The sequence below is a fragment of the Ottowia sp. genome (genome assembly GCF_047601385.1).
GTDB lineage: Bacteria > Pseudomonadota > Gammaproteobacteria > Burkholderiales > Burkholderiaceae_C > Ottowia.
In genome coordinates this window covers 712675-736385 of the sequence record NZ_JASGJP010000001.1, presented here as the reverse complement: position 1 = coordinate 736385, position 23711 = coordinate 712675, and the positions used below count along the sequence as shown (strand labels likewise).

Annotated in this window: 18 protein-coding genes; 13 read left to right on the top strand and 5 right to left on the bottom strand. The window is 69.3% G+C overall.

Features of this window, described 5'->3' with window-relative positions; all coding sequences use genetic code 11:
• Positions 1-52: 52 nt before the first annotated feature.
• Positions 53-1381, top strand: coding sequence for an isocitrate lyase (gene aceA, locus QM772_RS03590; RefSeq protein ID WP_415134090.1), 1329 nt, complete (start codon positions 53-55; stop codon positions 1379-1381).
• 189 nt (positions 1382-1570) lie between these two features.
• On the opposite strand, the gene QM772_RS03585 is transcribed toward aceA, so the two are convergent.
• Positions 1571-2875: a hypothetical protein gene (locus tag QM772_RS03585; RefSeq protein ID WP_415134089.1), complete on the bottom strand. Its 1305-nt coding sequence runs from the start codon at positions 2873-2875 to the stop codon at positions 1571-1573.
• Between the two features lie 178 nt (positions 2876-3053).
• Here QM772_RS03585 and QM772_RS03580 point away from each other — a divergent pair, with 178 nt between their 5' ends.
• Positions 3054-4055 carry a helix-turn-helix transcriptional regulator gene (locus QM772_RS03580; protein WP_415134088.1) on the top strand — a complete coding sequence of 334 codons (1002 nt, stop codon included), beginning with the start codon at positions 3054-3056 and terminating at the stop codon, positions 4053-4055.
• 12 nt (positions 4056-4067) lie between these two features.
• On the opposite strand, the gene QM772_RS03575 is transcribed toward QM772_RS03580, so the two are convergent.
• The 3 genes from QM772_RS03575 to QM772_RS03565 are packed head-to-tail and all read right to left on the bottom strand — an operon-like array spanning position 4068 to position 8696.
• Positions 4068-5285, bottom strand: coding sequence for a hypothetical protein (locus QM772_RS03575; protein WP_415134087.1), 1218 nt, complete (start codon positions 5283-5285; stop codon positions 4068-4070).
• A gap of 41 nt (positions 5286-5326) precedes the next feature.
• The gene (locus tag QM772_RS03570) at positions 5327-6427 is read right to left on the bottom strand and encodes an IPTL-CTERM sorting domain-containing protein (protein ID WP_415134086.1); all 1101 of its coding nucleotides are present in this window, start codon (positions 6425-6427) and stop codon (positions 5327-5329) included.
• A gap of 52 nt (positions 6428-6479) precedes the next feature.
• Entirely contained in the window at positions 6480-8696 is a 2217-nt protein-coding gene (locus QM772_RS03565; protein ID WP_415134085.1) for an IPTL-CTERM sorting domain-containing protein, read from the bottom strand.
• 117 nt (positions 8697-8813) lie between these two features.
• On the opposite strand from QM772_RS03565, the gene QM772_RS03560 reads away from it, so the two are divergent.
• The gene (locus tag QM772_RS03560) at positions 8814-9803 is read left to right on the top strand and encodes an AraC family transcriptional regulator (RefSeq protein ID WP_415134084.1); all 990 of its coding nucleotides are present in this window, start codon (positions 8814-8816) and stop codon (positions 9801-9803) included.
• A 44-nt stretch (positions 9804-9847) separates the two neighbouring features.
• Here the strand turns inward: QM772_RS03560 and QM772_RS03555 are convergent, their stop codons facing one another.
• On the bottom strand, positions 9848-11209 hold the full coding sequence (locus QM772_RS03555; protein WP_415134083.1) for an IPTL-CTERM sorting domain-containing protein: 1362 nt from the start codon (positions 11207-11209) through the stop codon (positions 9848-9850).
• 150 nt (positions 11210-11359) lie between these two features.
• On the opposite strand from QM772_RS03555, the gene QM772_RS03550 reads away from it, so the two are divergent.
• From QM772_RS03550 to QM772_RS03505, 10 genes are all read left to right on the top strand, one after another.
• Positions 11360-12364, top strand: a complete 1005-nt coding sequence (locus tag QM772_RS03550; RefSeq protein WP_415134082.1) for a helix-turn-helix transcriptional regulator — start codon at positions 11360-11362, stop codon at positions 12362-12364.
• Positions 12365-12638: 274 nt separating this feature from the next.
• On the top strand, positions 12639-14642 hold the full coding sequence (locus QM772_RS03545) for an acyl CoA:acetate/3-ketoacid CoA transferase (RefSeq protein ID WP_415134081.1): 2004 nt from the start codon (positions 12639-12641) through the stop codon (positions 14640-14642).
• 68 nt (positions 14643-14710) lie between these two features.
• Positions 14711-15692, top strand: a protein-coding gene (locus tag QM772_RS03540) for an IS5 family transposase (RefSeq protein WP_415134080.1) whose coding sequence is annotated in 2 segments (ribosomal slippage) — positions 14711-15064 and positions 15066-15692 — 981 coding nt in all. Because the reading frame shifts where the segments join, the coding sequence is not laid out codon by codon here.
• Between the two features lie 527 nt (positions 15693-16219).
• Positions 16220-18127: a threonine--tRNA ligase gene (gene thrS, locus QM772_RS03535; protein WP_415134079.1), complete on the top strand. Its 1908-nt coding sequence runs from the start codon at positions 16220-16222 to the stop codon at positions 18125-18127.
• An 80-nt stretch (positions 18128-18207) separates the two neighbouring features.
• A complete protein-coding gene (gene infC / locus QM772_RS03530) occupies positions 18208-18819 on the top strand; it encodes a translation initiation factor IF-3 (RefSeq protein WP_415139441.1) in 612 nt (203 codons plus the stop codon).
• Positions 18820-18976: 157 nt separating this feature from the next.
• Complete coding sequence (gene rpmI / locus QM772_RS03525) at positions 18977-19180, top strand: 50S ribosomal protein L35 (RefSeq protein WP_415134078.1); 204 nt, start codon at positions 18977-18979, stop codon at positions 19178-19180.
• A 26-nt stretch (positions 19181-19206) separates the two neighbouring features.
• Positions 19207-19563 carry a 50S ribosomal protein L20 gene (gene rplT, locus QM772_RS03520; protein ID WP_415134077.1) on the top strand — a complete coding sequence of 119 codons (357 nt, stop codon included), beginning with the start codon at positions 19207-19209 and terminating at the stop codon, positions 19561-19563.
• A gap of 119 nt (positions 19564-19682) precedes the next feature.
• Positions 19683-20756, top strand: coding sequence for a phenylalanine--tRNA ligase subunit alpha (gene pheS, locus QM772_RS03515; RefSeq protein WP_415134076.1), 1074 nt, complete (start codon positions 19683-19685; stop codon positions 20754-20756).
• A gap of 25 nt (positions 20757-20781) precedes the next feature.
• Positions 20782-23217, top strand: coding sequence for a phenylalanine--tRNA ligase subunit beta (gene pheT, locus QM772_RS03510; protein ID WP_415134075.1), 2436 nt, complete (start codon positions 20782-20784; stop codon positions 23215-23217).
• Positions 23218-23242: 25 nt separating this feature from the next.
• Complete coding sequence (locus QM772_RS03505) at positions 23243-23614, top strand: integration host factor subunit alpha (RefSeq protein WP_415134074.1); 372 nt, start codon at positions 23243-23245, stop codon at positions 23612-23614.
• Positions 23615-23711 lie beyond the last annotated feature (97 nt).

Below are 23711 nucleotides of genomic sequence, written 5' to 3'. Positions count from 1 at the left end.
CGGCCTAGTGCCGCCCACCCTGCGTTTCCACCCTCACCCACTGGAGCTTTTCATGCCGAACACCAACGAGCAACTCAGCCGCGACCAGCAGATCGCCGCCCTGGAAAAAGACTGGGCCAGCAACCCGCGCTGGAAGAGCGTCAAGCGCGGCTACAGCGCCGCCGACGTGGTGCGCCTGCGCGGCAGCCTGCCCATCGACTACACGCTGGCCAAGCGCGGCGCCGAGAAGCTCTGGGGCCTGGTCAACGGCGAGGCCAAGAAGGGCTACGTCAACGCCTTCGGCGCCATCACCGCCGGCCAGGCCATGCAGCAGGCCAAGGCCGGCCTGGAGGCCGTGTACCTGTCGGGCTGGCAAGTGGCCGCCGACGGCAACACCAGTGAAACCATGTACCCCGACCAGTCGCTCTACGCCTACGACTCGGTGCCGACCATGGTGCGCCGCATCAACAACACCTTCAAGCGCGCCGACGAGATCCAGTGGAGCCGCGGCGTCGGCCCCGGCGACAAGGACTTCGTGGACTACTTCCTGCCCATCGTGGCCGATGCCGAGGCCGGCTTCGGCGGCGTGCTGAACGCCTTCGAGCTGATGAAGAACATGATCGCCGCCGGCGCCGCCGGCGTGCACTTCGAAGACCAGCTGGCCGCCGTCAAGAAGTGCGGCCACATGGGCGGCAAGGTGCTGGTGCCCACGCAGGAAGCGGTCGAGAAGCTGATCTCCGCCCGCTTCGCCGCCGACGTGATGGGCGTGCCCACCATCGTGCTGGCCCGCACTGACGCCGAGGCCGCCAACCTGATCACCAGCGACCACGACGCCAACGACAAGCCCTTCCTCACCGGCGAGCGCACGCAAGAGGGCTTCTACCGCGTCAAGAACGGCCTGGAGCAGGCCATCAGCCGCGGCGTGGCCTACGCCCCCTACGCCGACCTGGTGTGGTGCGAGACCGGCACGCCCGACCTGGGCTTCGCCCGCGAGTTCGCCCAGGCCGTGCACGCCGCCTGCCCCGGCAAGCTGCTGTCGTACAACTGCTCGCCTTCGTTCAACTGGAAGAAGAACCTGGACGACGCCACCATCGCCAAGTTCCAGGACGAGCTGTCCGCGCTGGGCTACAAGTACCAGTTCATCACGCTGGCCGGCATCCACATCAACTGGTACAACACCTTCAAGTTCGCGCACGCCTATGCGCGCGGCGAGGGCATGAAGCACTACACCGAGATGGTGCAGGAGCCCGAATTCGCCGCCCGCGACAAGGGCTACACCTTCGTGTCGCACCAGCAGGAAGTCGGCGCCGGCTACTTCGACGACGTGACCACCGTGATCCAGGGCGGCAGCTCCAGCGTCAAGGCGCTGACCGGCTCCACCGAGGAAGAGCAGTTCCACTGATCTGACTCCGGCGATCCGGTAAGAAAAGCCCGCCCCTTGGCGGGCTTTTTGCTGAGCGCCTTTTTTACAGGTCGCCACCGATATGGGCCGATGCGTGCGCGCTGCGCAGCTCGCGCCGTTGAGGCAGAAAAAGACCTCCAGCGCTCGCTGGAAAAGCGCGGGAAGCTATCGAATAAATAGCTGAATCGGTCAGGCCTGGCGGCTCGCGCGCCAACCCAGCGCCATCAGCAAGGCGCCCAGCACCCCCAGCAGCCAGGTCGACAGCGTGGGTACGGCCTGCACGGCAGCGGCGCTGACCTGGCAGTCCACGGCCACGCCGGCTACGTTGCTAATGACGGTGCCACTGCCGCCGCTCACGGCGCAGGTGTGGCCCGCGGGGTTGCTGGCGGTGATGTCGTAGGCGCTGCCGTAGATGGAGGTAAAGCTGAACGGGCCGTTGCCCAGAGTCTGGGCGCTGGCGGGGTCGTTGTTGTTGCGCAGCGTGGTCTGGGCGCCGCCGGTCAGGCCGCTGATGGTGCCGGTGACGGTGAAGGTCGTGACCTCCCAGGTGATGACGACGGAGCCATGGCCGCCGGGGGCAGGGGGAATGCCGACCCCTTCCGCCGCGCCGCCGTTGCTGGCCAGCTCGCAGGTGCCGCCGATGTTGCCGTTGCTGAAGCCGCCCCCGCCGCCACCGTTGTAGCCAAAGCCCGCGCCCCCGCCGCCGCCGCTGCCATAGCCGCCGCCCCCGCCACCGCCGCCGCCGTTGAAGCCTAGGGTCTGAAACAGCCCGCCGTCGCCCCCGTTTGCGGGGCCGCTGCCGATGCCCGCGTTGCTGGCGGCCCCCCCGCTGCCGCCCGGGCCGCCCGGGCCGTTGCCGCCCGTGCTGCCGGGGCTGACGGTGGCAGTGCCTGAGTTGGTGCTGGCGGCGCCGCCCGCGCCGCCGAAGCCGCCCGCGCCGCCGGTGCCCCCTTGCCCGTCAAAGGTCGGGTCGTTGCCGCCCGCGGCGCCGTGGCCGCCGCAGCCGTGGCCACCCATGCCGTAGTTGGCGTTCGCCGTCCCGGAGCCGCCGCCGCCGCCGCCGGCAACGATGAAGGTGCTGCCCAGGATCACGCTGCTGGCGCCGCCCCCGCCGCCGCCGCGATTGCCGCCGTTGCCCCCGCTTACCTGGCCGCCCGCGCCGCCGCCCCCGCCCACCACGATGGCCAGCTCGTCACCGGGCGCCACCGGCCAGCCGCTGGCCGTGATCTGCCCGCCCGGCCCGCCGGTCGACGAATAGATGCTGCCGCCGCCGCCGCCCGCGCCGGTGACGACCACGCTGATCTGCGTCACGCCGGGCGGCACCGTCCAGGTCGTGGCTGTGGGCGTGGGCGTCGTGAAGCTGGCCGTGGCGGCCTGGGCCGATGCGCAGGCGCACACGGCGAGTGCCAGTAGCGCCGGTGCGCGCACGGCGTGGCGGCGCAGGAGGGAAGGGTTCAGGGTGGTCATGGGCAGGGTGGTGGTGAAGAAAGACACGCGGCGATTCTTCGCAAGCGCCGCGCCGCCGTCGCTGCCGCAAACGCACCGCGCATTGCCGCAAACGACTGCGGCATGACCGCAAGCGACACGGCCGCGCCCGCCGGCCCGCGCGCGCCTTGACCCATGCCACGTGCGCTGGAGATACTCGCCCATCGCCCCGCCGCCGCCTTCACCCATGAGCACCGCCATCACACGCTTCACCACCGACGCGCTGCCCGCCGCCACGCGCATGGAATACCTGCGCGACAGCTACGCGCGCGTGGCGATGGCGGTGGACCTGAAGCCCCTTTGCCACGACAGTGCGTTTCGGCTGGACATGACGGTCTTTCCGCTCAGCGCCGATGCGGGCGTGACCAGCGGCCTGTTCTCGCCCTGCGCCTTCCGCCGCAGCCCCGCGCTGGCCGCGCGCGCGGGGGTGGACGCCGTGCTGCTCACGCGCTTCTCGCAGCCCTACCACTTCGCCGGCGGGGCGCTGCCGCTGATGGAACTGGCGCCGGGCGACACGCTGGTGGCACCCATGGACGAGGCGTTCGAGCACGTCTACCCCGCCGCCGGGGCCATCCGCTCGGTGTGGGTGCAGCGCGCCGCGCTGCGCAAGCTGCTGCCTCGCATGGACGGCCGCGCGCGCCGTCTGCCGCCCAGCCCGCGCCTGGACCTGCTGTTCGGCTATGCCGATAGCGTCCGGCGCGACGCGGCCTTCGACGCACCGTTGGCGGGCGTGGCCGCCGCGCACCTGACCGACCTGCTCGCCCTGGCCCTGGGCGCCCGGGGCGATGCCGCCGAGCACGCCCGCGCCGGCGGCGAACGCGCCGCCCGTCTGGCCGCCCTGCGTGCCGACGTGGCGCGCGAATACCGCAACCCCGCCCTGTCGGTGGCGCACCTGGCTGCGCGCCACCACGTGAGCGTGCGCTACGTGCAGCGCCTGTTCGAGGAAGACGGCACCACCTTCACCGCCTTCTTGCAGGGCTGCCGCCTGGCCCACGTGCGCCGCCTGCTGGCCGACCCGCGCCACGCGCGCCAGATGGTGGGCACGCTGGCCTACGAGGCGGGTTTTTCCGACCTGGCGGCGTTCGGGCGGCTGTTCAAGCGGCGCTTCGGCGTGCCGCCGTCCCAGGTGCGGCAGGAGGCGCTGGGCCGCGCGGCGCACCCGCCGGCGCCGCGCCAGGCCGGTGGCTGACCGCGCAGCCGCTCAATCCAGCACCACCAGCCGGTCATGCCGGCCCGTGGCGAGCTCGGCGTCCATCGCGGCGGCGATGCGGGCTACCGTTTCGTTGCACTGGCTGCGCTTGGCGGCGCTGGACTCGACGGCGTGGACGCTGAGGCGCACGAACGCCGGCTCGTCGGGCATCCGTCCGTAGTCGCTGGCCGACAGGCTCAGCAGGCAGTCGCCAACGCGCAGCGTGTCGCGGTCGATGCCTTGCCTGGGGCTGATCCCGTCCGGCGCCGACGCCGCGCCCGGTTGCGCCAGCACCACCTGCCGCAGCACGTCGAGCAGCGCCGGCTGCACGCGGGCGATGGAATATTGCGCAACCCTGCCGGGCGGCGCGCTCAGCCGCCCGCGCCACGGCAAGCGCCGTGCATCGGGGCGCGGCGTCAGCCGCTCCTGGCCCTGGCCGTCGCGCCGCCAGACGAAGTAATGATTGATCCAGCGCAGATCCATGTCATCGGTGTCGGCGAAGGGCATGCGCTTGCGGTCCACGCGCAGTTCGTAGGCGCTGCCGCGCGCCATGTCCACCACCAGCAGGCCATGCACCCGGCCGTCGCCGCGCGCGTAGTCGGTCTGCGAGGCGGCCAGCACGTACTGGCTGCGGCCGGGCGAGAAGGCGCGCGCGCGGTCGCCGTCGCGCGCCAGGCCGGTGTCCGGCTGGCCGGAGGGCACGAATACGCTGGGGCTCACCGAGTGCAGTTGCAGGCGCTGCACATCCAACACCAGCGCCGAACCCAGCAGCAGAAAGCGTCCGCCCTGCAACGCGGTCTGCGTCATATCCGCCTTGGCGATGCCCCAGATCATCGGCTCGCCCGGCTGGCCGGCCTCGCTGTCGAGCCACTGCGCCTCGGCCAGCGACGAACTTTGGCTGCGCAGCGGCTCGACCTTCAACTGCCCGCCGTCCTCGGTCACCAGGGTGAAATCGCGCTCGACCAGCAGCAGTGCCGGCCGGGGCGCGTCCGGCAGGCGCAGCACCTGCCAGAAACGATCACCCCGCCCCGGCACCTGCACCAGCTGACCGCGCCAGCGCAGCGAGAACGACGTGACCTCCTGCGTGGCGAAGGGGCTGCCGCCCTGGTTGGGAAAGGTGCCGGTGGAAATGCGGCGGCCGCTGGCGACGATCTCGAACGGCCCGTGCCGAAGGGTCTCTGCCTGCGCAGCGGAGGCGATCAGCACGGCGCAGAGCAGGGTGCGGAACATGGCGGCGGTCAGGGGTATTTTGGGCCTCCAGCGCTTGTCCATCAAGCGCGAGCAGCTCTTTTTCTGATAGCGACAAGGCCCGCCATCAGCAGCGACAGCAGCGCCAGCGCCGCGTGGCCCAGCGTGGGCACGGGCGTCGCCCCGCCCGGGCCGGGCGGCGGCACCTCGGGCGCGGCCACGCGCGTGATCTGCACGAAGGGGTTGCTGGTGGCGCCGTAGGAGATGCTGTACCAGATGCCCGGCGCGTTGCTGGCCTCGATCAGCGCGCCGGTGGCGGGCAGGCCCGCGAAGCGGCCCGAGAGCAGGGCCGCGTTGGAATAGCCCGCCAGCGTGCGCGTGTAGCCCAGGGCGTCGGGGTTGGCCGGGTCTTCCACCACGATGCGCAGCGTGGCGCCGTTCAGCGCCAGGCCCCCTTGCGCTACCAGGTGGCCCGGGGCGTAGGTGGTGGACGCCAGGTATTCGAATGTCGACCCCGCCGCGAACGTGGCGGCGCCGGTCACCGTCAGGCTGCCCACGGTGCCGCCCGCCGCCGCGCCGGTGTACGGCTCCGACACGGCCAGCGTGCCGCCCGCCGCCACGTTCAAGGCGCCGACCTGCACGCTCGGTCCGGCGGAAAGCTGGCTGCCCGCGCCCACGGCGAGGGGCACGGCGTAGGACGAGGTGGACGAGCGGATGCGGCCATGGGCGCCGCCCGTGATCTGGATATTGGCCGGCGAATTTCCCAGCCAGTCCACATAGCCCATCTCGGCCAGCCCCGTGCCCTGAATCACGGCACGGCCTTGATCCTCGCCGTTGGCGATGAGGTCGATCCCGGTGAAGGGGGCGTTCACGGTCAGCACGCCGCGGTACCACAGCTCGCCGCTGGCCTGATAGCCAGGCTCGATGGTCACGTTGTCGAACCTGACGAGCAGCACGTCGTGATACACCGTCTTGTTGGCCGCGCTGGCCGGAAAGAGGGCCGAATCACCCGTTGCAGCGGGGCCGCCCAGGCAATCCCAGTTGGCCGGGTTGGACGTGGCGTTGGAGCCGCCGGCGCCCGTCCAGGTGCACAGCGCCGCCTGGGTCTGGCCGTGCAGGGCGGCCAGGGCGAAGGCCGCCGCGCACAGGGCGGCTCGGCGCAAGGGTGGGGTCGTCGGGTGCATGGGGATGGTCCTTGGAGAGTCAGGGGAGAGAAAGGGAAAAGGAATTCACGGCTCAGCGCGCGCGCCGCAGCGTGATGCCCAATGCAGCCAGCAGCAGGGACAGCAGCGCCAGCGCCGCGTGGCCCAGCGTGGGCACGGGGGTGATGGGGCCGTTGCCCGGCCCCGCCGTAGTCACGGTTAGCGTGAAAACCTGCATGCCCCAGCCGTCCTTGTCCTGGGCGCCCAGCAGCAGGGGGAATTCACCCGTCTCGGCCGTGGTGCCCGACAGCAGGCCGGTGTCGGTGTCCTGCACCAGCCCCTGCGGCAGGTCGCCGATGAGGACGTACAGCAGGATCGGGTCGCCATCCGTGGCGGTCACGTACTGCGCCAGGCCGTGGCTCAGGGGTTGGCCAGCCTGCACGGTGGCGCTGCCGGGGGCCACGCTGGGCGGGGTGCCCGGCGGCGGCGCGGGCGGCGGGGCCGCCGTCACGCTCAGGGCGAAGGGGGCGCTGGCCGTGCCGTCCTTGTCGGTGGCTTGCAGGGTGAAGGCGTGGTCGCCCACGGCGGTGGGCGTGCCCGACAGCAGGCCCGTGCTGGTGTTGAAGCCCAGGCCCGGCGGCAGCGTGCCGACCAGCGCGTAAGACAGGATGGGGTCGCCATCGGTGGCGGCCACGTACTGCGCCAGATCGTGGCTCAACAGCGTATTCACCTGCACGGCGGCGCTGCCGGGGCCGACGGTGGGCGGGGTGCTGGCGGGCAGGTTGCCCTGCACGGCCTTGCAGTGCGAGAACTCCGAGCTGGCGAAGTAGCCGTTGACGCCGATGCGCGTGGCCGTCAGCGTCACATGCGTGTGGCCGCCGGGCATGGCGGGCAGGTTCATGGTGCCCGCTATCGAGCCGCTGGGGAAGGTTTGCACCTGCACCGCGCCCAGGTACGCCCGCCCCTCGCCAAAGCCGGTGGGGTCGCAGGTGGTGTTGGCGAACGCCTCCAGCCGGTAATTGGCGCTGGCGTCGGCGTTCATCAGCGTGTAGTTGATCTGCGTGCTGCCCAGGGTGCCGGTGGCGCCGCCAATCATCGGCGGCCGCTGCGCCCACACGGGCGGGGGCAGGGCGGGGTTGGCACCTTGGTTGAAGGCCGTGTCGATGATCTCGATGCCCAGCGCGCCATTGCCGTGGATGCTGTTGCCCTGCCAGTTGTGGCCCTGCGGGTAGTTCACGAAGGTGTTGTTGCGCTCCAGCCGGATGCCGTTGCCGCCCCAATGGGCAATGGTGTTGCCCTCGCCCGCGCCCGTGCCGCCCACGAAGGTGTAGCGCGGGATGGATTTGTTGATGTTGCCCTCGTTGTGGATGAACACGCCATGGCCGCTGCCCGCAATGGCGCTGACGCCATCCGCGCCCACGCCGATGCGGTTGCCGAGCAGGCGGTTCCAGTCGCTCTCGTTGGTGATGTCCACGCCGTGAACCGCCGCGCCGATCACGTTGCCTTGCACCGTGTTGTTGTTGCCGCCGATGGCAATGGCCGTGCCGGTGGCGCGCTGCACGGTGCCGCTGCGGTCGGTGCCGATGAGGTTGTTGCGCAGCTGCGAATTGCTGGTGTAGTTGGCAATGCCATCGCCGCTGGCGGTGGCGATGATGAGGTTGCGGTTGGCCAGCGCGTCGGCGTCGTCGCTGCCGATGCGGGTGGACAACGCCTTGTTGAGCACCGCGATGCCCCGCTGGTTCGCCAGCAGGCCCGCCACGTCGTCAGGCGAATTGCTGCCATCCGTGCCGATGAAGTTGCCGTGGATGCGCACGCCGGAGAGGCCGTTGACCACGTTGTTGGCCGTGACGATCACGCCCGCGTAGCTGAACCGTGTGACGGCCACGCCGCGCAGCACCGAGTTGCTGGCGCCGGGGCCGAAGGGCACCCCGCTCACGCTGGCCCCGGCATTCGCGCCGTCGATGCGCACGGTGATGACCGCATTGGTGCCCGTGGCCGCGCTGTTGGGCGTGCCGCCGTTGGTGGTGCCGTCGATCACCACCTCGCTGGTAATCAGGGGCAGCGGCTGGGTCAGCGCAATGGTGGTGGGCACGCCGCCGAAGTCGAAGGCGATGGTGTCCGGCCCGCCCCAGTTGTTGGCGCGCTCGATGGCGGCGCGCAGCGTGCAGGTGGTGCTGCCGGGGTTGCAATGCACGGGGCCGCCCAGCGGCTCGTCCCCCGTGCTGTTGACGATGAAGGTGGCGCTCCACGCGCTGGTGGCGAGCAGGGCGGCGCAGAGCGGCGCCGTCGCGAGAAATCGACGGTAGGGCATGCCGGCGATTCTTTGGAAGCCGCCGCCTGCCGTCTTGACGCCGCGCGACTTGCCATTGACGCCACGCGACATGGCGGCAAATCTGCAACACTTCGCAACTCCGTGGACGTTGCCAGCATGAACACGCCCGACCTTGCCCCCGCCCCCCGCACCTCGCTGCGCCTGTCCGGCCTGGCCCAGCCCCGGCAGCTGCAGGCCGTGCGCGAGCACCTGGCCGACCTGGCGCGGGTGGACTTCAACCCCCTGCACGAGGGCGAGCCGCTGTGCTACCAGTCGCGCCTGCGCACCGTGCCCGGCGCCACCTGGGGCGGCGCGTGGTCGCGCCCGGTGGGCTTTGCGCGCACCGCGCAACTGTGCAAGGACGGGCAGGACGACGTGATGCTGGTCATGCCCTCGGTGCCCATGACCATCGAGCAGCCCGGCCGCGAGCCGCTGCGCCTGGCGCCGGGCGACGCCGCGCTGCTGTCGCTGGCGCGGCCCCAGCGCATCGTGATGGAGCAGCCCGGCGCCACCTGGGCGCTGCGCGTGCCCCACGCCGACCTGGCCCGCCGGCTGCCGCGCCTGGAGGGCAGCCCCATGCGCGCGCTCAACCCGCGCGCGCCCACGCTGCAACTGCTGCGCCGCTACGGTCGCCTGCTGGAGTCAGAACCGCTGCGCGGCCCCGCCGCGCAACACCTGGCCGCCCGCCACCTGCAAGACATGCTGGCCATGGCGCTGCGCGAATCGCCCGACGGCGGCGACGCCTGCGCGGACCAGGACAGCCTGCGCGCCGCTCGCGTGCAGGCCGTGCGCGCCGACATGGCGGCGCACCTGGCCAGCGGCTACCTCAGCCTGCCCTGGCTGGCCGCGCGCCAGGGCCTGTCGGTGCGCCACTTGCAGCGGCTGCTGGCGGCGGCGGGCACCAGCTACCAGGAGGCGCTGCGCCACGCCCGCCTGCAGGCCGCCCACGCCATGCTGCTGGAGCCGCGCAACGCGGGCCTGAGCATCTCGGCCATCGCGCACGCCTGCGGGTTCTCGGAGGCGTCGGCGCTGAACCGGGCCTACAAACAGCACTACGGCATGACGCCGGGGCAGGCGCGGTGGGATGGCAGCGTCAATCAAAAATGATAGCTGCCAGCGCTTGATGGACGGGCGCTGAGGGCCAATTTGGCTTATTTCCTGGGCGTGATCCTGCGCCGCCGCAGCGCGCCCGCGCCCGCCAGCGCGGCCGACAGCAGCGCCAGCCCCGCGTGACCCAGGGTGGGGACGGCGGTGGGCGCAGCGGCGGGGCCGTCGCCTGCCGAGCCCAGCGGCGACTCGAAGGCGCCGATGTCGCATGCGGGGCCGATGGGGCGCGCCACGCCGCGCTGGTCCACCGCCGCGCAGCCGCTCCCGGCGTTGATGGCCGGGCTGCCCGCCTGCAAGGCCAGCGTCTGGCTGAAGCCGCCGTTGTCGGCCAGCGGCGCGAGCTGCGGGTCGACCACGGGGATGCCGGTGCCGCACGATTGCGGCACCGATCCGCCCCATTGCAGGTTGCGGCCGCCGTCCACGATGGCGGCGCCCGCGGTGCCGAAGACGGCGCAATTGGGCTGGCCCATGGTGTTGCTCACGATGGTGTTGGTCAGCGTCAGTTGTGAGTTGCCAGACACCGCGATGGTGCCCGGCGAGCCACCGTTGTCGGCGAACGTGCTGTTGACGATGGCGCCTGCAGCCACGCCGTTCAGGACGCTGATGGCGCTGCCGTTGCCGCCGCCTCCGGAGCGCAGGTTGTTGTGAAAAGTGCTGTTGGCGATCGTCAGCGTGCTGGTGCTGTCGGGGCTGACGATGATGGCGCCGCCGCCGGCGCCGTAGGTGCTGGACTGGTTGCCGATGAACAGGCTTTGCGCGATGTTCAGCGCGACGCCTGTGTGGAGGATGGCGCCGCCGTCGACGACGGAGCTGTTGCCCTGCGCGATGACTTCGGTCAGCGTGAGCCTGTCGGTGGCGCCCCCGGTGTAGATGGCGCCGCCGTACTGCGCCGTGTTGCCCGTGGCCGTCACCCGTTGCAGCGTGACTTCCGCGCCGCTGAGCGAATAGATGGCACCGCCCCGGCTGTACATGCCGGTTGCGGTGTTGCCTGAGAGAGTCACATTGCTCAGCAGCAGCGTGCTGGTTTCGATGCGGATGGCGCCGCCGTTGCCGTTCAGCGCCATGCCGTCCCTCAGCACCAGGTTCGCCATGATGTAGTTCACCGGGCCGCTCAGGTCGAACAGGCGCACGCTGCCGTTGCCTTGCAGGGTGACGAGGTTGCCGCCGTCGATGTGGACGACTTCGGTGAGCACCTTGGTGCTGGTGATCGGGATGGTGACGGGGTCGGGGCCGCAGTCGAACGACACCGCGCCGCCGCCAGCCAGCGCCAAGTCCAGCGCGGCCTCGGTGCAACTGGCCGCCGTGCCGGAGCCCACGGCGGCTTGCGCGGGCAGCGCGAGGGCCAGGGCCATGAATGCGCCGAGGCAGGGCAGCGCGGGGCGGCGGAAGAGGGCGGGGGTGTGCATGGTGGCGGAGTGTTTCTTCGGTGTTACAGCCGGAACGGACTGCGGCGATTCTGTGAAAAGCCCTCCGCCTTGGTCTTGACGCCGCCGGCCCCCGCGTTGACGCCAGCGGACATGCGCCCTGGCTCACCCGAAAGCCTGCAAACTACACGCATGCAAGCCTCTTCCAACCCACCCTCGGCACCGTTCGGCGACGCGCTGGCCGTGCGCCGGCTGCGCCTGGCCGGGATGCCGGGCGACCGCGACCTGCGCGCCATGAGCGAGCACCTGGCCAGCATGGCGCGGGTGGAGATCGCGCCGCTGCACGCCGGCCAGCCCTGGCACTACCAGGGCGCCATGCGCACCGTGCCGGGCGCGAGCTGGAGCAGCGCGCGCTTCGCCCCCGTGAGCAGCGCGCGCAGCGCCGCCCTGTGCCAGGACGGGCAGGACGACGTGATGCTGTTCATCTCCACCGCGCCCATGACCATCGAGCAGCCGGGGCGCGAGGCGCTGCGCATCCTGCCCGGCGGGGCGGCGCTGGTGTCGCAGGCGCGGCCCATGCGCGTGGTGCAGGAGCAGGCCGGCACCCTGCGGGCGCTGCGCGTGCCGCACCGCGACCTGGCCTGGCGGCTGCCGCGCCTGTCGGCGGCGCCGCTGCTGGCGCTGAACGCGGGCACGCCGCTCCTGCACCTGCTGCCGCGCCTGGGCCGGCTGTTGGACGCCGACCCGCTGCGCGGCGCCGCCGCCCAGCAACTGGCGGCGCGCCAATGGCAGGACATGCTGGCCGTGGTGCTGGGGCAGTCGCGCGACTTCACGCAATGGGCCGAAGACCACAGCCTGCCCGCCGTCCGTTTGCGCGCCGTGCAGGCCGACATCGCCGCCCACCTGGGGCACGAGCGCCTCGGCCCGGACTGGCTGGCCGCGCGCCAGGGCATCTCGGCCCGGCACCTGCGGCGCCTGCTGGCTGCGGCGGGCACCAGCTACCAGGAGGCCTTGCGCACGGCCCGCCTGCAAGCCGCCCGCGCCATGCTGGCCGACGCGCGCAACGCGGGGCTGAGCATCTCGGCCATCGCGCACGCCTGCGGGTTCTCGGAGGCGTCGGCGCTGAACCGGGCCTTCCGGCAGCACTACGGCATGACGCCGGGGCAGGCGCGGCGGGAGGGCGGCGTCCAGGGGTAGAGCGGAATCTGCAACGCGCCAGGGCGAGAAACGCCATGCCGGTTGAGACACGCGAACGACGACGGAAGAAGTCCCTCGGCCGCTGAAGCCGGCCGTCGCGCGCGTCAGCTGGCGCACCGCCTTCAAGGCTGCGCACGCCGGCCTGCCCACGGCGGGCAGCCTAGGCAAGCCCATGCTGCGCCGCGACATCCGGCCGGCGGCCTGGTGCTAGACTGATTTTCCCAAAGGTTGTGCAGCGCCCATGCGCGGCAACCACCTACCGAGGAGACAGCAAATGAAGCCGACCCAGATCGTTCCCACGGCCCGTGCCGGAGATACCAGCAAGATCGTCACCGCGCGAGAGGCGGTCCGGCTGATCCGCAGCGGCGACACAGTGGCCACCGGCGGCTTCGTCGGCGTCGGGTTCGCCGAAGAGGTCGTGATCGAGCTCGAGCAGGCCTTCCTGGCCGGCAAGGACGAGTTGACGAGCCTGGGCCGTCCACGCGATCTGACGCTGGTCTTTTGCGCGGGGCAGGGCGACTACGAAACCCGCGGGCTCAACCATCTGGCGCACCCGGGCCTGGTGAGGCGGGTGATCGGCGGCCATTTCGGCGCCACCCCGGGGCTCGGCCAGATGGCGGTGACGGGGCAGATCGAAGGCTACAACCTGCCGCAGGGCGTCATTTCGCATCTGTACCGGGACATCGCGGCGGGCAAGCCGGGGCACCTGTCGCGCGTGGGCCTGGGCACCTTCGTCGATCCCCGCCTGGGCGGAGGCAAGATCAACGACCGGACCACCGAGGATCTGGTGCAGATCATGAACGTCGGCGGCCAGGAGTACCTGTTCTACAAGGCATTCCCGATCGACGTGGCCATCCTCCGCGGCACGACCGCCGACCCCGACGGCAACATCACCATGGAGCGCGAGGCGCTGACGCTGGAAGGCCTGTCGATCGCGATGGCCGCTCACAACTCCGGCGGGCTGGTGATCGTGCAGGTCGAGCGCATTGCCGACAGGGGCACGCTGAACCCCCGCCAGGTGAAGATTCCCGGCGTGCTGGTCGATTGCGTGGTGGTGGCCAAGCCGGAAAACCATACGCAGACCTTCGGGGTGGCCTACAACCCGGCCTTTGCCGCCGAGGTGCGGGTGCCGCTGGGTTCCATCGAGCCGATGCCGATGAGCGAGCGCAAGATCATCGCGCGCCGCGCGGCCATGGAACTGCGGGCCAACAGCGTGGTGAATCTGGGCGTGGGCATGCCCGAGGGCGTCGCCGCCGTGGCCGCGGAAGAGAAGGCGGCCGACCTGATGACGCTGACCGCCGAGCCGGGCGTGATCGGCGGCATTCCGGCCGGCGGCGATGATTTCGGCGCCGCCACCAACGCGCATGCCATCATCGACCAGCCCTATCAGTTCGACCTGTACGACGGCGGTGGGCTCGACACCGCCTTCCTGGGCCTGGCCCAGGCGGACAAGGAGGGCAACCTCAACGTCTCGCGCTTCGGCCCGAAGCTGGCCGGCGCGGGCGGCTTCATCAACATCAGCCAGAACGCCAAGCGCGTGGTGTTTCTGGGTACCTTCACGGCCGGCGGCCTCGAGGTCTCGGTGGTCGATGGCAAGCTGGTCATCGAGCGCGACGGCAAGACCCGCAAGTTCGTCAGCGAGATCGAGCAGCGCACCTTCTCGGGCACCTTCGCGGCGCAGAACGGCAAGGAGGTGCTCTACGTCACCGAGCGCTGCGTCTTCAAGCTGACCACCGAAGGGCTGGAGCTCATCGAGGTCGCGCCGGGCATCGACGTGCGGCGCGACATTCTCGACCGCATGGACTTCGAGCCGATCATCCGCGGCCAGCCCCGCCTGATGGACGCGCGCATCTTCCGGGCGGAGCCCATGGGCCTGCGCGACGACCTGCTGCAGATTCCCTACGACGCACGCTTCAGCTACGACGAGGAGAGCAACATCCTGTTCCTGAACTTCTCGCAGCTCAAGGTCAGGTCGCCGGACGATATCGAGCGCGGGTGGGACAAGGTCAGGTCGATCGTCGAGCCGCTGGGCCACAAGGTGTATGCGGTGGTCAACTACGACGGCTTCGAGATCGCTCCGGAAGTGGAGGACGTTTACCTCAGTTCGGTCAAGAACTTGTACGAGAAGTACTACCTTGGCGTGACCCGCTTCACGACCAGCGCCTTCATGCGGGCGAAGCTGGGCGAGGATCTTGCCGGCCGTGGTGTGGCGCCGCACATCTTCGAATCGGAGGAAGAGGCCAAGAGCGCGGTTCGCGACACGCTTCCGCGAACCTAGGGATGCTCTTCACGAATCAGTCACTCGCGTGCTTGGTTGAATCTGCCCGGTGAGCGAACATGCGCCTCATGCAGCAAGACAGCCTTGGCCTTGGCACCAGCACCCGCCGCACACGCAAGCGCGAGTTCCTGGATCAGATGAATCGCGTCATCCCGTGGGCCGAGTTGGTTTGCCTGATCGAGCCCTACGCCCCCGAAGCCGGCCGGCGCGGCCAGCAGCCCTTTGGCGTCGAAGTGCTGCTGCGCATCCACTTCCTGCAGCAGTGGTTCAACCTGTCGGACCCGGCCATGGAAGAAGCACTGCACGACGTGCCCGTGTTTCGCGATTTCGCGCTCCTGAGCAACTGGGGCGACGCACTGCCCAGCGATTCGAGCATCCTGCGCTTTCGTCGCCTTCTGGAGCAACACAAGTTGGCCGATCAGAATCCTGGCCACCGTCAACGACCTGCTCAGCGGCCGGGGCCTGCTCCTGAAGGCCGGCACCGTGGTGGATGCCACGCTCATTGCCGCACCCAGTTCGACCAAGAACAAGAACGGCGCCCGAGACCCCGAGATGCACCAGAGCAAGAAGGGCAACCAGTACTACTTCGGCATGAAGGGACACATCGGGGTGGATGCCGAGTCGGGGCTGGTGCACACCGTGCGCGGCACGGCCGGCAACGTCAGCGACGTGCTCGAGGGCAACAGCCTGCTGCATGGCCAGGAAGAGGTGGCCTTCGGGGATGCGGGCTACCAGGGGGTGGCCAAGCGCCCCGATGCGAACGCGAAAGTGACCTGGCATGTGGCGCTGGGCCCGGGCAAGCGCCGGGCGCTGGATGTGGACAACAACCCCATCGACGCGCTCACGCACAGGATCGAGAAGCTCAAGGCCAGCGTTCGGGCCAAGGTGGAGCACCCGTTTCGGGTGATCAAGCGCCAGTTCGGCCATGTGAAGGTGCGCTATCGGGGGCTGGCCAAGAACACGGCTCAACTCAAGACGCTGTTTGCGCTGAGCAATCTGTGGATGGTGCGCCACGTGCTGATGGGACAGGTGCGCCCGCAGCAGGGATGAAGGGCCCAAAGTGCCTGCCAGGAGCGTGTGCAAGCGCTCAAAACAGGCTGCCAGCGCATTCATTCGGCTCAGCGGCGCGCAAGCGATGAAATTTCCCACCGCCTCAGCACATCAGCACGCTCGCATGGGATTGGTGAAGAGCATCCCTAGGCGTCAGGAATACGAGGCACGGTGGGTGACGGTGCCGCGAACCGGGCCCGCGGCATGGGTCGCGGGTGTCGCGCCATTCCCCGGCTTCTTCGGCCAGCGGGTAAAATACGATTTTCGCGGCGCATTCTCCGCAGTGCGGCGACGACTTGATTTCACACCCCGGCAAGAGCGAGAAAGGCATCTTTGGTTATGACACCGCGAACTACCTCGACAAGGAGCATGGTTTAAGGCCGTTTGCGGTGTTCATCCAAGCGCGTCCCGCGGGAGGCGCTATGGAAACAGTACCAAAGCGCGGCGCCTTCCGCGCTTTTTTGTTGCCCGATCGACCCACCTTCCCTTCTTGATCGCTCGCCATTCCAGGACACGGAGTTCTTTCCATGATTCACATCACGCTTCCCGACAACTCGCGCCGCGAATTTCCCGGGCCGGTGACGGTGGCCGAGGTGGCGCAGGCCATCGGCGCGGGCCTCGCCAAGAACACGGTGGCCGGCAAGGTGGACGGCCGGCTGGTCGACGCCAGCGATGTCATCGACCACGATGCCAGGTTGCAGATCATCACACCCAGGGACGAGGAGGGGCTGGAGATCATCCGCCACTCCTGCGCGCACCTGGTGGGCCATGCTGTCAAGCAGCTCTACCCGGCGGCCAGGATGGTGATCGGCCCGGTGATCGAGGAGGGCTTCTACTACGACATCGCCTACGAGCGGCCCTTCACGCCCGAGGACGTGGCGGCCATAGAGCAGCGCATGCGCGAGCTGATCGCGCAGGACTACGACGTGGTCAAGAGGATGACGCCGCGCGCCGAGGTCATCGAGGTCTTCAAGTCGCGCGGCGAGGACTACAAGCTGCGCCTGGTGGATGACATGCCCGGCGAAACGGCGATGGGCCTGTACTACCACCAGGAATACGTGGACATGTGCCGCGGCCCGCACGTGCCCAACACGCGCTTTCTCAAGGCCTTCAAGCTGACCAAGCTGGCTGGCGCCTACTGGCGCGGCGACGCGAAGAACGAGCAGCTCCAGCGCATCTACGGCACGGCCTGGGCCGACAAGAAGCAGCTCGACGCCTACGTCCAGCGCATCGAGGAGGCCGAGAAGCGCGACCACCGCAAGCTGGGCAAGGAGCTGGACCTGTTCCACATCGACGAGGTGGCGCCCGGCGTGGTGTTCTGGCATCCCAAGGGCTGGGCCATCTGGCAGGCGGTGGAACAGTACATGCGGCAGATCTACCGCGACACCGGCTACCAGGAGGTCAAGGGCCCGCAGATCCTGGACAAGACGCTGTGGGAGAAGACCGGCCACTGGCAGAACTACCGCGAGAACATGTTCGTCACCGAGTCGGAAAAGCGCGACTACGCGCTCAAGCCGATGAACTGCCCCGGCCACGTGCTGATCTTCAAGCACGGCCTGCGCAGCTACCGCGACCTGCCGCTGCGCTACGGCGAATTCGGCCAGTGCCACCGCAACGAGCCCTCGGGCGGCCTGCACGGCATCATGCGCGTGCGTGGCTTCACGCAGGACGACGGCCATATTTTCTGCACGGAAGACCAGATCCTGGACGAGTGCGTGGCCTTCACGGCGCAGCTGCAGAAGGTCTACGCCGACTTCGGTTTCACCGACATCCTCTACAAGGTGGCCACGCGGCCCGAGGCGCGCGTGGGCGCCGACGCGCTGTGGGACAAGGCCGAGCATGCCTGCGTGGAGGCGCTGCGCCGCTCGGGCGTCGAGTTCGGCATCTCGCCGGGCGACGGTGCCTTCTACGGTCCCAAGATCGAATACACGCTGCGCGACGCCATCGGCCGCCAGTGGCAGTGCGGCACGATCCAGGTGGACTTCAACATGGCCGAGCGCCTGGGCGCCGAGTACGTCACCGAATCCAGCGGCCGTGCCCACCCGGTGATGCTGCACCGCGCCATCGTCGGCAGTCTGGAGCGTTTCATCGGCATGCTGATCGAGCACCACGCCGGCGCGCTGCCGGTGTGGCTGGCGCCGGTGCAGGTGGTGGTTGCCGGCATCACCGATGCGCAGGCCGACTACGTTCAGAGCGTGGCGAAAACGCTGCGAAATCAAGGGCTTAGGGTCGAGGCCGACCTGCGCAACGAGAAGATCACGTATAAAATACGCGAGCATTCGTTGCAAAAGCCGCCTTACATCCTGGTCGCGGGCGACAAGGAAAAGGCGGCCGGCGCCGTCGCTGTGCGGGCCCGGGGCAACCAAGACCTGGGCGTGATGTCGGTCGAAGCGTTCGCCGAACGCATCGCCAGGGACATCGCCGCCAAAGCCTGATTTGTAGAAGCAAAAACGGCTCTGGCGCTTGTGGGCAGGGCGGTAACAGCTATGTTATTCGTAGCATTTTGACTTGAGGAATTTTTACCATCGCTACCAACTTCCGTGATCGCCGCCAACGTGAGGAGCGTGCGCACCGTCTGAACCGGGAAATCGCTGCCCCCGAAGTCCGCCTGAACGGCCCCGAGAACGAGCCACTGGGTATCGTCCCCATACAGGAAGCCCTGCGCATGGCGGGCGATCTGGATGTGGACCTGGTGGAAATCGTCGCCACGGCCACGCCGCCGGTCTGCCGCCTGATGGACTACGGCAAGTTCAAGTACCTTGAACAGAAGAAGGCGGCCGAGGCCAAGGCCAAGCAGACGGTCATCGAGATCAAGGAAGTCAAGTTCCGCCCCGGAACCGACGATGGCGACTACAACATCAAGATGCGCAACATCCGCCGCTTTCTGGCCGATGGCGACAAGGTGAAGGTCACGCTGCGCTTCCGGGGCCGCGAGATCACGCACCAGGAACTGGGCCTGGCGCTGCTCAACCGCATCCGCGACGAGCTGGTCGACAGCATCATCGTCGAGCAGTTCCCCAAGCTGGAAGGGCGGCAGATGATCATGATGATCGCGCCGGCGCGCAAGAAGGCGGCCGGTGGCGCGCAGCCCAAGCCGGCTTCGGCCGAGCAGGCTCAAGCGGCTTGACCGGCGGCATGACGAAGGTTTGAAGGATTTGCCGGGCTCGCCCGGCGAACGGGCAGGCTGCAAGGCCTGCCGACAAGAAGTGGCTCGGGGCCCATCCAAGGGCGCAAAGCAGTTTTGCGCACGCCTCGCGAGCACAACTTAAACAGGAGCATTTCAAATGCCCAAAATGAAGACCAAGAGCAGCGCGAAGAAGCGTTTTCGCGTCCGTCCCGGTGGCACCGTCAAGCGCGGCCAAGCCTTCAAGCGTCACATCCTGACCTCGAAGACCACCAAGACCAAGCGCCACCTGCGCGGTGCGGTGAATGTGCATGAGACCAACATGGGTCACATGGCGCAGATGCTGCCCTTCGCCGGCCTTTGATCGACTGACGGACAAGGAGAACACATATGCCTCGCGTCAAACGTGGCGTCACCGCCCGTGCTCGTCACAAGAAGGTGCTGGCCCTCGCCAAGGGTTTCCGCGGCCGCCGCAAGAACGTCTACCGCGTTGCCAAGCAGGCGGTGATGAAGGCGGGCCAGTACGCCTACCGTGACCGCCGCAACAAGAAACGCGTCTTCCGGCGCCTGTGGATCGCCCGTATCAACGCCGCCGCGCGTGAATGCGGCATCACCTACAGCCAGTTCATCAACGGCATGAACAAGGCCGGTATCACGCTGGACCGCAAGGTCCTGGCCGACATCGCCGTGCACGACAAGGCCGCTTTCGCCGGCATCGTAGAGCAGGCCAAGGCCAAGCTGGCCTGATTCCGGCACCGGCGCCGATGCTCTCGATCTGATAGCTGCTAGCGCTGGTGGTTCCAGGGGTTGAGGCCGATCTGGCTTCAATCCCTTTTTAGTTTTCGCCCTGTTTGTGTAAGCCTTAGATGAGCACTGCCGCCACCGCCGCCGAGGACTTGAACGCCATCGTCCAGAGCGCTGCCGAGCGCTTCGCCCGCGCCGCCACGCCGGCCGAGCTGGAAAACGCCAAAGCCCAGTTCCTGGGCAAAACCGGCCGCGTGACCGAGCTGATGAAAGGCATGGGCTCTTTAAGCGTCGAAGAAAAGAAGACGCGCGGCGCCGCCATCAACCAGGCCAAGCAGGCCATCGAAGCGGCCCTGTCGGCGCGCCGCCAGGCGCTGGCCGACGCCGAGTTGGAGCGCCAGTTGCAAGCCGAGGCGCTGGATGTGACTTTGCCCGGGCGCCAGCGCGGCCAAGGCGGCCTGCACCCCATCAGCCTGGCGTGGCAGCGCATCGAGCAGATCTTCGGCGGCATGGGCTTCGACGTCGGCGACGGCCCCGAGGTCGAGAACGACTGGTACAACTTCACCGCGCTGAACAACCCGCCCAACCACCCGGCGCGGTCGATGCAGGACACTTTCTACGTCGACATGAACGACGAGGACGGCCACCCCTACTGCCTGCGCACCCACACCAGCCCCATGCAGATCCGCTACGCCGTGGCGCACGCCAAGCGGCACGCGGCGGCGCTGGCGCGCGGCGAGGCGAGCGAGATCCGCGTCATCGTGCCCGGCCGCACCTACCGCGTGGACAACGACGCCACGCACTCGCCCATGTTCCACCAGGTCGAGGGCCTGTGGCTGGGCGAGAACGTCAGCTTCAAGGACCTGAAGGTCACCTACCTGAATTTCTGCAAGGCGTTCTTCGAGACCGACGACCTGATCCTGCGTTTCCGGCCCAGCTACTTCCCGTTCACCGAGCCCAGCGCCGAGATCGACATCCAGTTCTCCTCCGGCCCGCTGGCCGGCAAGTGGCTGGAGGTGTCGGGCTCCGGCCAGGTGCATCCGCAGGTGGTGCGCAACATGGGGCTGGACCCGGAGCGCTTCGTCGGCTTCGCCTTCGGCTCCGGCATCGACCGCCTGGCGATGCTGCGCTACGGCGTGAACGACCTGCGCCTGTTCTTCGACGGCGACATCCGCTTCCTGAGCCAGTTCCGCTAACCGAGACGAGAGTTCGAGAGTTTCCATGCAGTTTCCTGAATCCTGGCTGCGCGCGTTCTGCAATCCGCCGATCACCACCGAACAGCTGGCCGACACGCTGACGATGGCCGGTTTCGAGGTGGAAGAGCTGCGCCCGGTGGCGCCGCCCTTCACGCAGGTGGTGGTGGGCGAGATCAAGCAGGCGGAGCAGCACCCCAACGCCGACCGCCTGCGCGTGTGCCAGGTGGATGCGGGGCAGGGCGCGCTGCTGAACATCGTGTGCGGCGCGCCGAACGCGCGCGTGGGCATCAAGGTGCCGTGCGCGCTGGTGGGCGCCGAGCTGCCGCCGGGCGAGGACGGCAAGCCCTTCAGGATCAAGCTGGGCAAGCTGCGCGGCGTCGAGAGCCAGGGCATGCTGTGCTCGGCGCGCGAGCTGCACCTGTCCGACGACCACGGCGGCCTGCTGGAACTGGCCGCCGAGGCGCCGGTCGGCGCCGACGTGCGCCGGGTGCTCGATTTGGACGACACCGTGTTCACGCTCAAGCTCACGCCCAACCTGGGCCATGCGCTCAGCGTCTACGGCATCGCACGCGAGCTGTCGGCGCTGACCGGTGCGCCGCTGAACACGCCCGATCTGCCGCCGGTGCCCGTGGGCACGCCCGACGTGCTGCCGGTGAAGGTGAGCGCGCCCGACCTGTGCGGGCGCTTCTCGGGTCGCGTCATCCGCCACGTCGATACCCAGGCGGCCACGCCGCAGTGGATGGTCGACCGCCTGGCGCGCTGCGGCCAGCGCAGCGTGACGGCGCTGGTGGACATCTCCAACTACGTGATGTTCGAGTACGGCCGGCCGACGCACATCTTCGATCTGGACAAGATCCACGGCGGGCTCGACGTGCGCTGGGGCAAGCCGGGCGAGCGGCTCAGGCTGCTGAACGGCGAGTCCGTCGCCCTGGACGCCACGGTCGGCGTCATCGCCGACGAGCGCGAGGTGGAGTCGCTGGCCGGCATCATGGGCGGCGACGCCACCGCCGTGTCCGACGACACCCGCAACGTCTATGTCGAGGCCGCCTTCTGGTGGCCCGACGCCGTGGCCGGCCGTTCGCGCCGCTTCAACTTCGCCACCGACGCCGGGCACCGGTTCGAGCGCGGCGTGGACCCGGCGCTGACGGCGGCGCACATCGAGCGCATCAGCCGGCTCGTCATCGACATTTGCGGCACGCCGCAGACCGTGTGCGGCCCCATCGACGACCAGCAGCCGAACATGCCGCAGCCGCGGCCCGTCACCCTGCGCGTGGCGCGCGCCGCCAAGGTGCTGGGCATGCCGGTCACGCAGGCGCAATGCGCCGACGTGTTCCGCCGGCTGGGCCTCGCGTTCACCGAAGGCGACGGCACCCTCACGGTCACGCCGCCGGCCTGCCGTTTCGACCTGCGCATCGAGGAAGACCTGATCGAGGAAGTGGCACGCATCGTCGGCTACCAGAACCTGCCCGAGACGGCGCCGCTGGCGCCCATCGTGCCGCGCGTGCGTGCCGAGGCGCGGCAGGGCCGCTTCGAGCTGCGCCGCGCCGTGGCGGCGCTGGGCTACCTGGAGACGATCAACTTCAGCTTCGTCGATGAAAGCTGGGAGCGCGAACTGGCCGGCAACGCCGATCCGGTCCGCCTGCTGAACCCGATTGCGAGCCAAATGAGCGTCATGCGCTCGTCCCTGCTGGGTTCCTTGCTACAGGTTGTGAAGCGCAATCTGGATCGGCGTGCCGACCGCGTGCGCGTGTTCGAGGTCGGGCGCGTGTTCATGCGCGACGCGGCCGTGGCGGCGACCGACCGCGACGTGAAAGGCGTCGCCCAGCCCATGCGCGTGGCCGGCATCATCTACGGCCCGGCCGGGCGCCAGGGCTGGGAGGGCAGGCAGCCGCCGGCCGACTTCTTCGACGCCAAGGGCGATGTCGAGGCGCTGCTCGGCGCCCGCCGCGCGGTGTTCGAGCCGGCCGCGCACCCCGCGCTGCATCCGGGCCGTGCCGCCCGCGTGCTGCTGGACGGCCGCGCCATCGGCGTCGTCGGCGAACTGCACCCGCGCTGGCGCCAGCGCTGGGAACTGCCGCACGCGCCCGTGATGTTCGAGCTGGACCTCGATGCCGTGCTGCAAGGCACGCTGCCGCAGGCGCAGCCCGTGCCGCGCCAGCAGCCGGTCGAGCGCGACGTCGCCGTCGTCGTCAAGGAGGCCGTGACGCACGACCAGTTGATGGCCGCCGTGCACGCCGCGCCCACTGATGACCTGCTGCGCGACGCCACGCTGTTCGACATCTACCGCCCCAAGGCCGGCAGCGAAGGCGCCGCCGGCATGGCGGCCGGCGACAAGAGCCTGGCCGTGCGGCTGGTGCTGGGCAGCGAGGCCGAGACGCTCACCGACGAGCGCATCGACGGCGCCGTCCAATCGGTGGTCGAGCGCCTGCGGGCGGACCTCGGCGCGCGCCTGCGCGGCTGACACCAGGAACCTGAGGGAGAAGACCATGGTCACCCAGCCCAATCCGGTCATCGAGCTGGCCGTCGACAGCCTGGAAACGTCGGCGCTGACCAAGGCGCAGCTGGCCGAGATGCTGTTCGAGCAGATCGGCCTGAACAAGCGCGAATCCAAGGACATGGTCGATGCGTTCTTCGACCTCATCTGCGCGCGCCTGATCGCGGGCGAGGAGGTCAAGCTCTCCGGCTTCGGCAATTTCCAGATGCGTATCAAGGCGCCGCGCCCCGGGCGCAATCCGCGCACGGGCGAACTGATCCCCATCGAGGCGCGCAAGGTCGTCACTTTCCACGCCAGCCAGAAGCTCAAGGAAATGATCCAGGCCGAACCGGGCGCCGGCGCCACCGTGGTCGAAGACTTCTGAGCGTGCCGGCGCGGTGGTGCACGGCGCGCGACGACGTTGGAACCATGCACAACGTCACATTCCCGTTGTAGCCGCCGGACGGCACTTGCGCTAATCT

Excerpts from the sequence above, each read along its gene's own strand:
- aceA (WP_415134090.1), top strand. The coding sequence starts at position 53 with ATGCCGAACACCAACGAGCAACTCAGCCGCGACCAGCAGATCGCCGCC.
- QM772_RS03580 (WP_415134088.1), top strand. The coding sequence starts at position 3,054 with ATGAGCACCGCCATCACACGCTTCACCACCGACGCGCTGCCCGCCGCC.
- QM772_RS03575 (WP_415134087.1), bottom strand. The coding sequence starts at position 5,285 with ATGTTCCGCACCCTGCTCTGCGCCGTGCTGATCGCCTCCGCTGCGCAG.
- QM772_RS03570 (WP_415134086.1), bottom strand. The coding sequence starts at position 6,427 with ATGCACCCGACGACCCCACCCTTGCGCCGAGCCGCCCTGTGCGCGGCG.
- QM772_RS03565 (WP_415134085.1), bottom strand. The coding sequence starts at position 8,696 with ATGCCCTACCGTCGATTTCTCGCGACGGCGCCGCTCTGCGCCGCCCTG.
- QM772_RS03560 (WP_415134084.1), top strand. The coding sequence starts at position 8,814 with ATGAACACGCCCGACCTTGCCCCCGCCCCCCGCACCTCGCTGCGCCTG.
- QM772_RS03555 (WP_415134083.1), bottom strand. The coding sequence starts at position 11,209 with ATGCACACCCCCGCCCTCTTCCGCCGCCCCGCGCTGCCCTGCCTCGGC.
- QM772_RS03550 (WP_415134082.1), top strand. The coding sequence starts at position 11,360 with ATGCAAGCCTCTTCCAACCCACCCTCGGCACCGTTCGGCGACGCGCTG.
- QM772_RS03545 (WP_415134081.1), top strand. The coding sequence starts at position 12,639 with ATGAAGCCGACCCAGATCGTTCCCACGGCCCGTGCCGGAGATACCAGC.
- thrS (WP_415134079.1), top strand. The coding sequence starts at position 16,220 with ATGATTCACATCACGCTTCCCGACAACTCGCGCCGCGAATTTCCCGGG.
- rpmI (WP_415134078.1), top strand. The coding sequence starts at position 18,977 with ATGCCCAAAATGAAGACCAAGAGCAGCGCGAAGAAGCGTTTTCGCGTC.
- rplT (WP_415134077.1), top strand. The coding sequence starts at position 19,207 with ATGCCTCGCGTCAAACGTGGCGTCACCGCCCGTGCTCGTCACAAGAAG.
- pheS (WP_415134076.1), top strand. The coding sequence starts at position 19,683 with ATGAGCACTGCCGCCACCGCCGCCGAGGACTTGAACGCCATCGTCCAG.
- pheT (WP_415134075.1), top strand. The coding sequence starts at position 20,782 with ATGCAGTTTCCTGAATCCTGGCTGCGCGCGTTCTGCAATCCGCCGATC.
- QM772_RS03505 (WP_415134074.1), top strand. The coding sequence starts at position 23,243 with ATGGTCACCCAGCCCAATCCGGTCATCGAGCTGGCCGTCGACAGCCTG.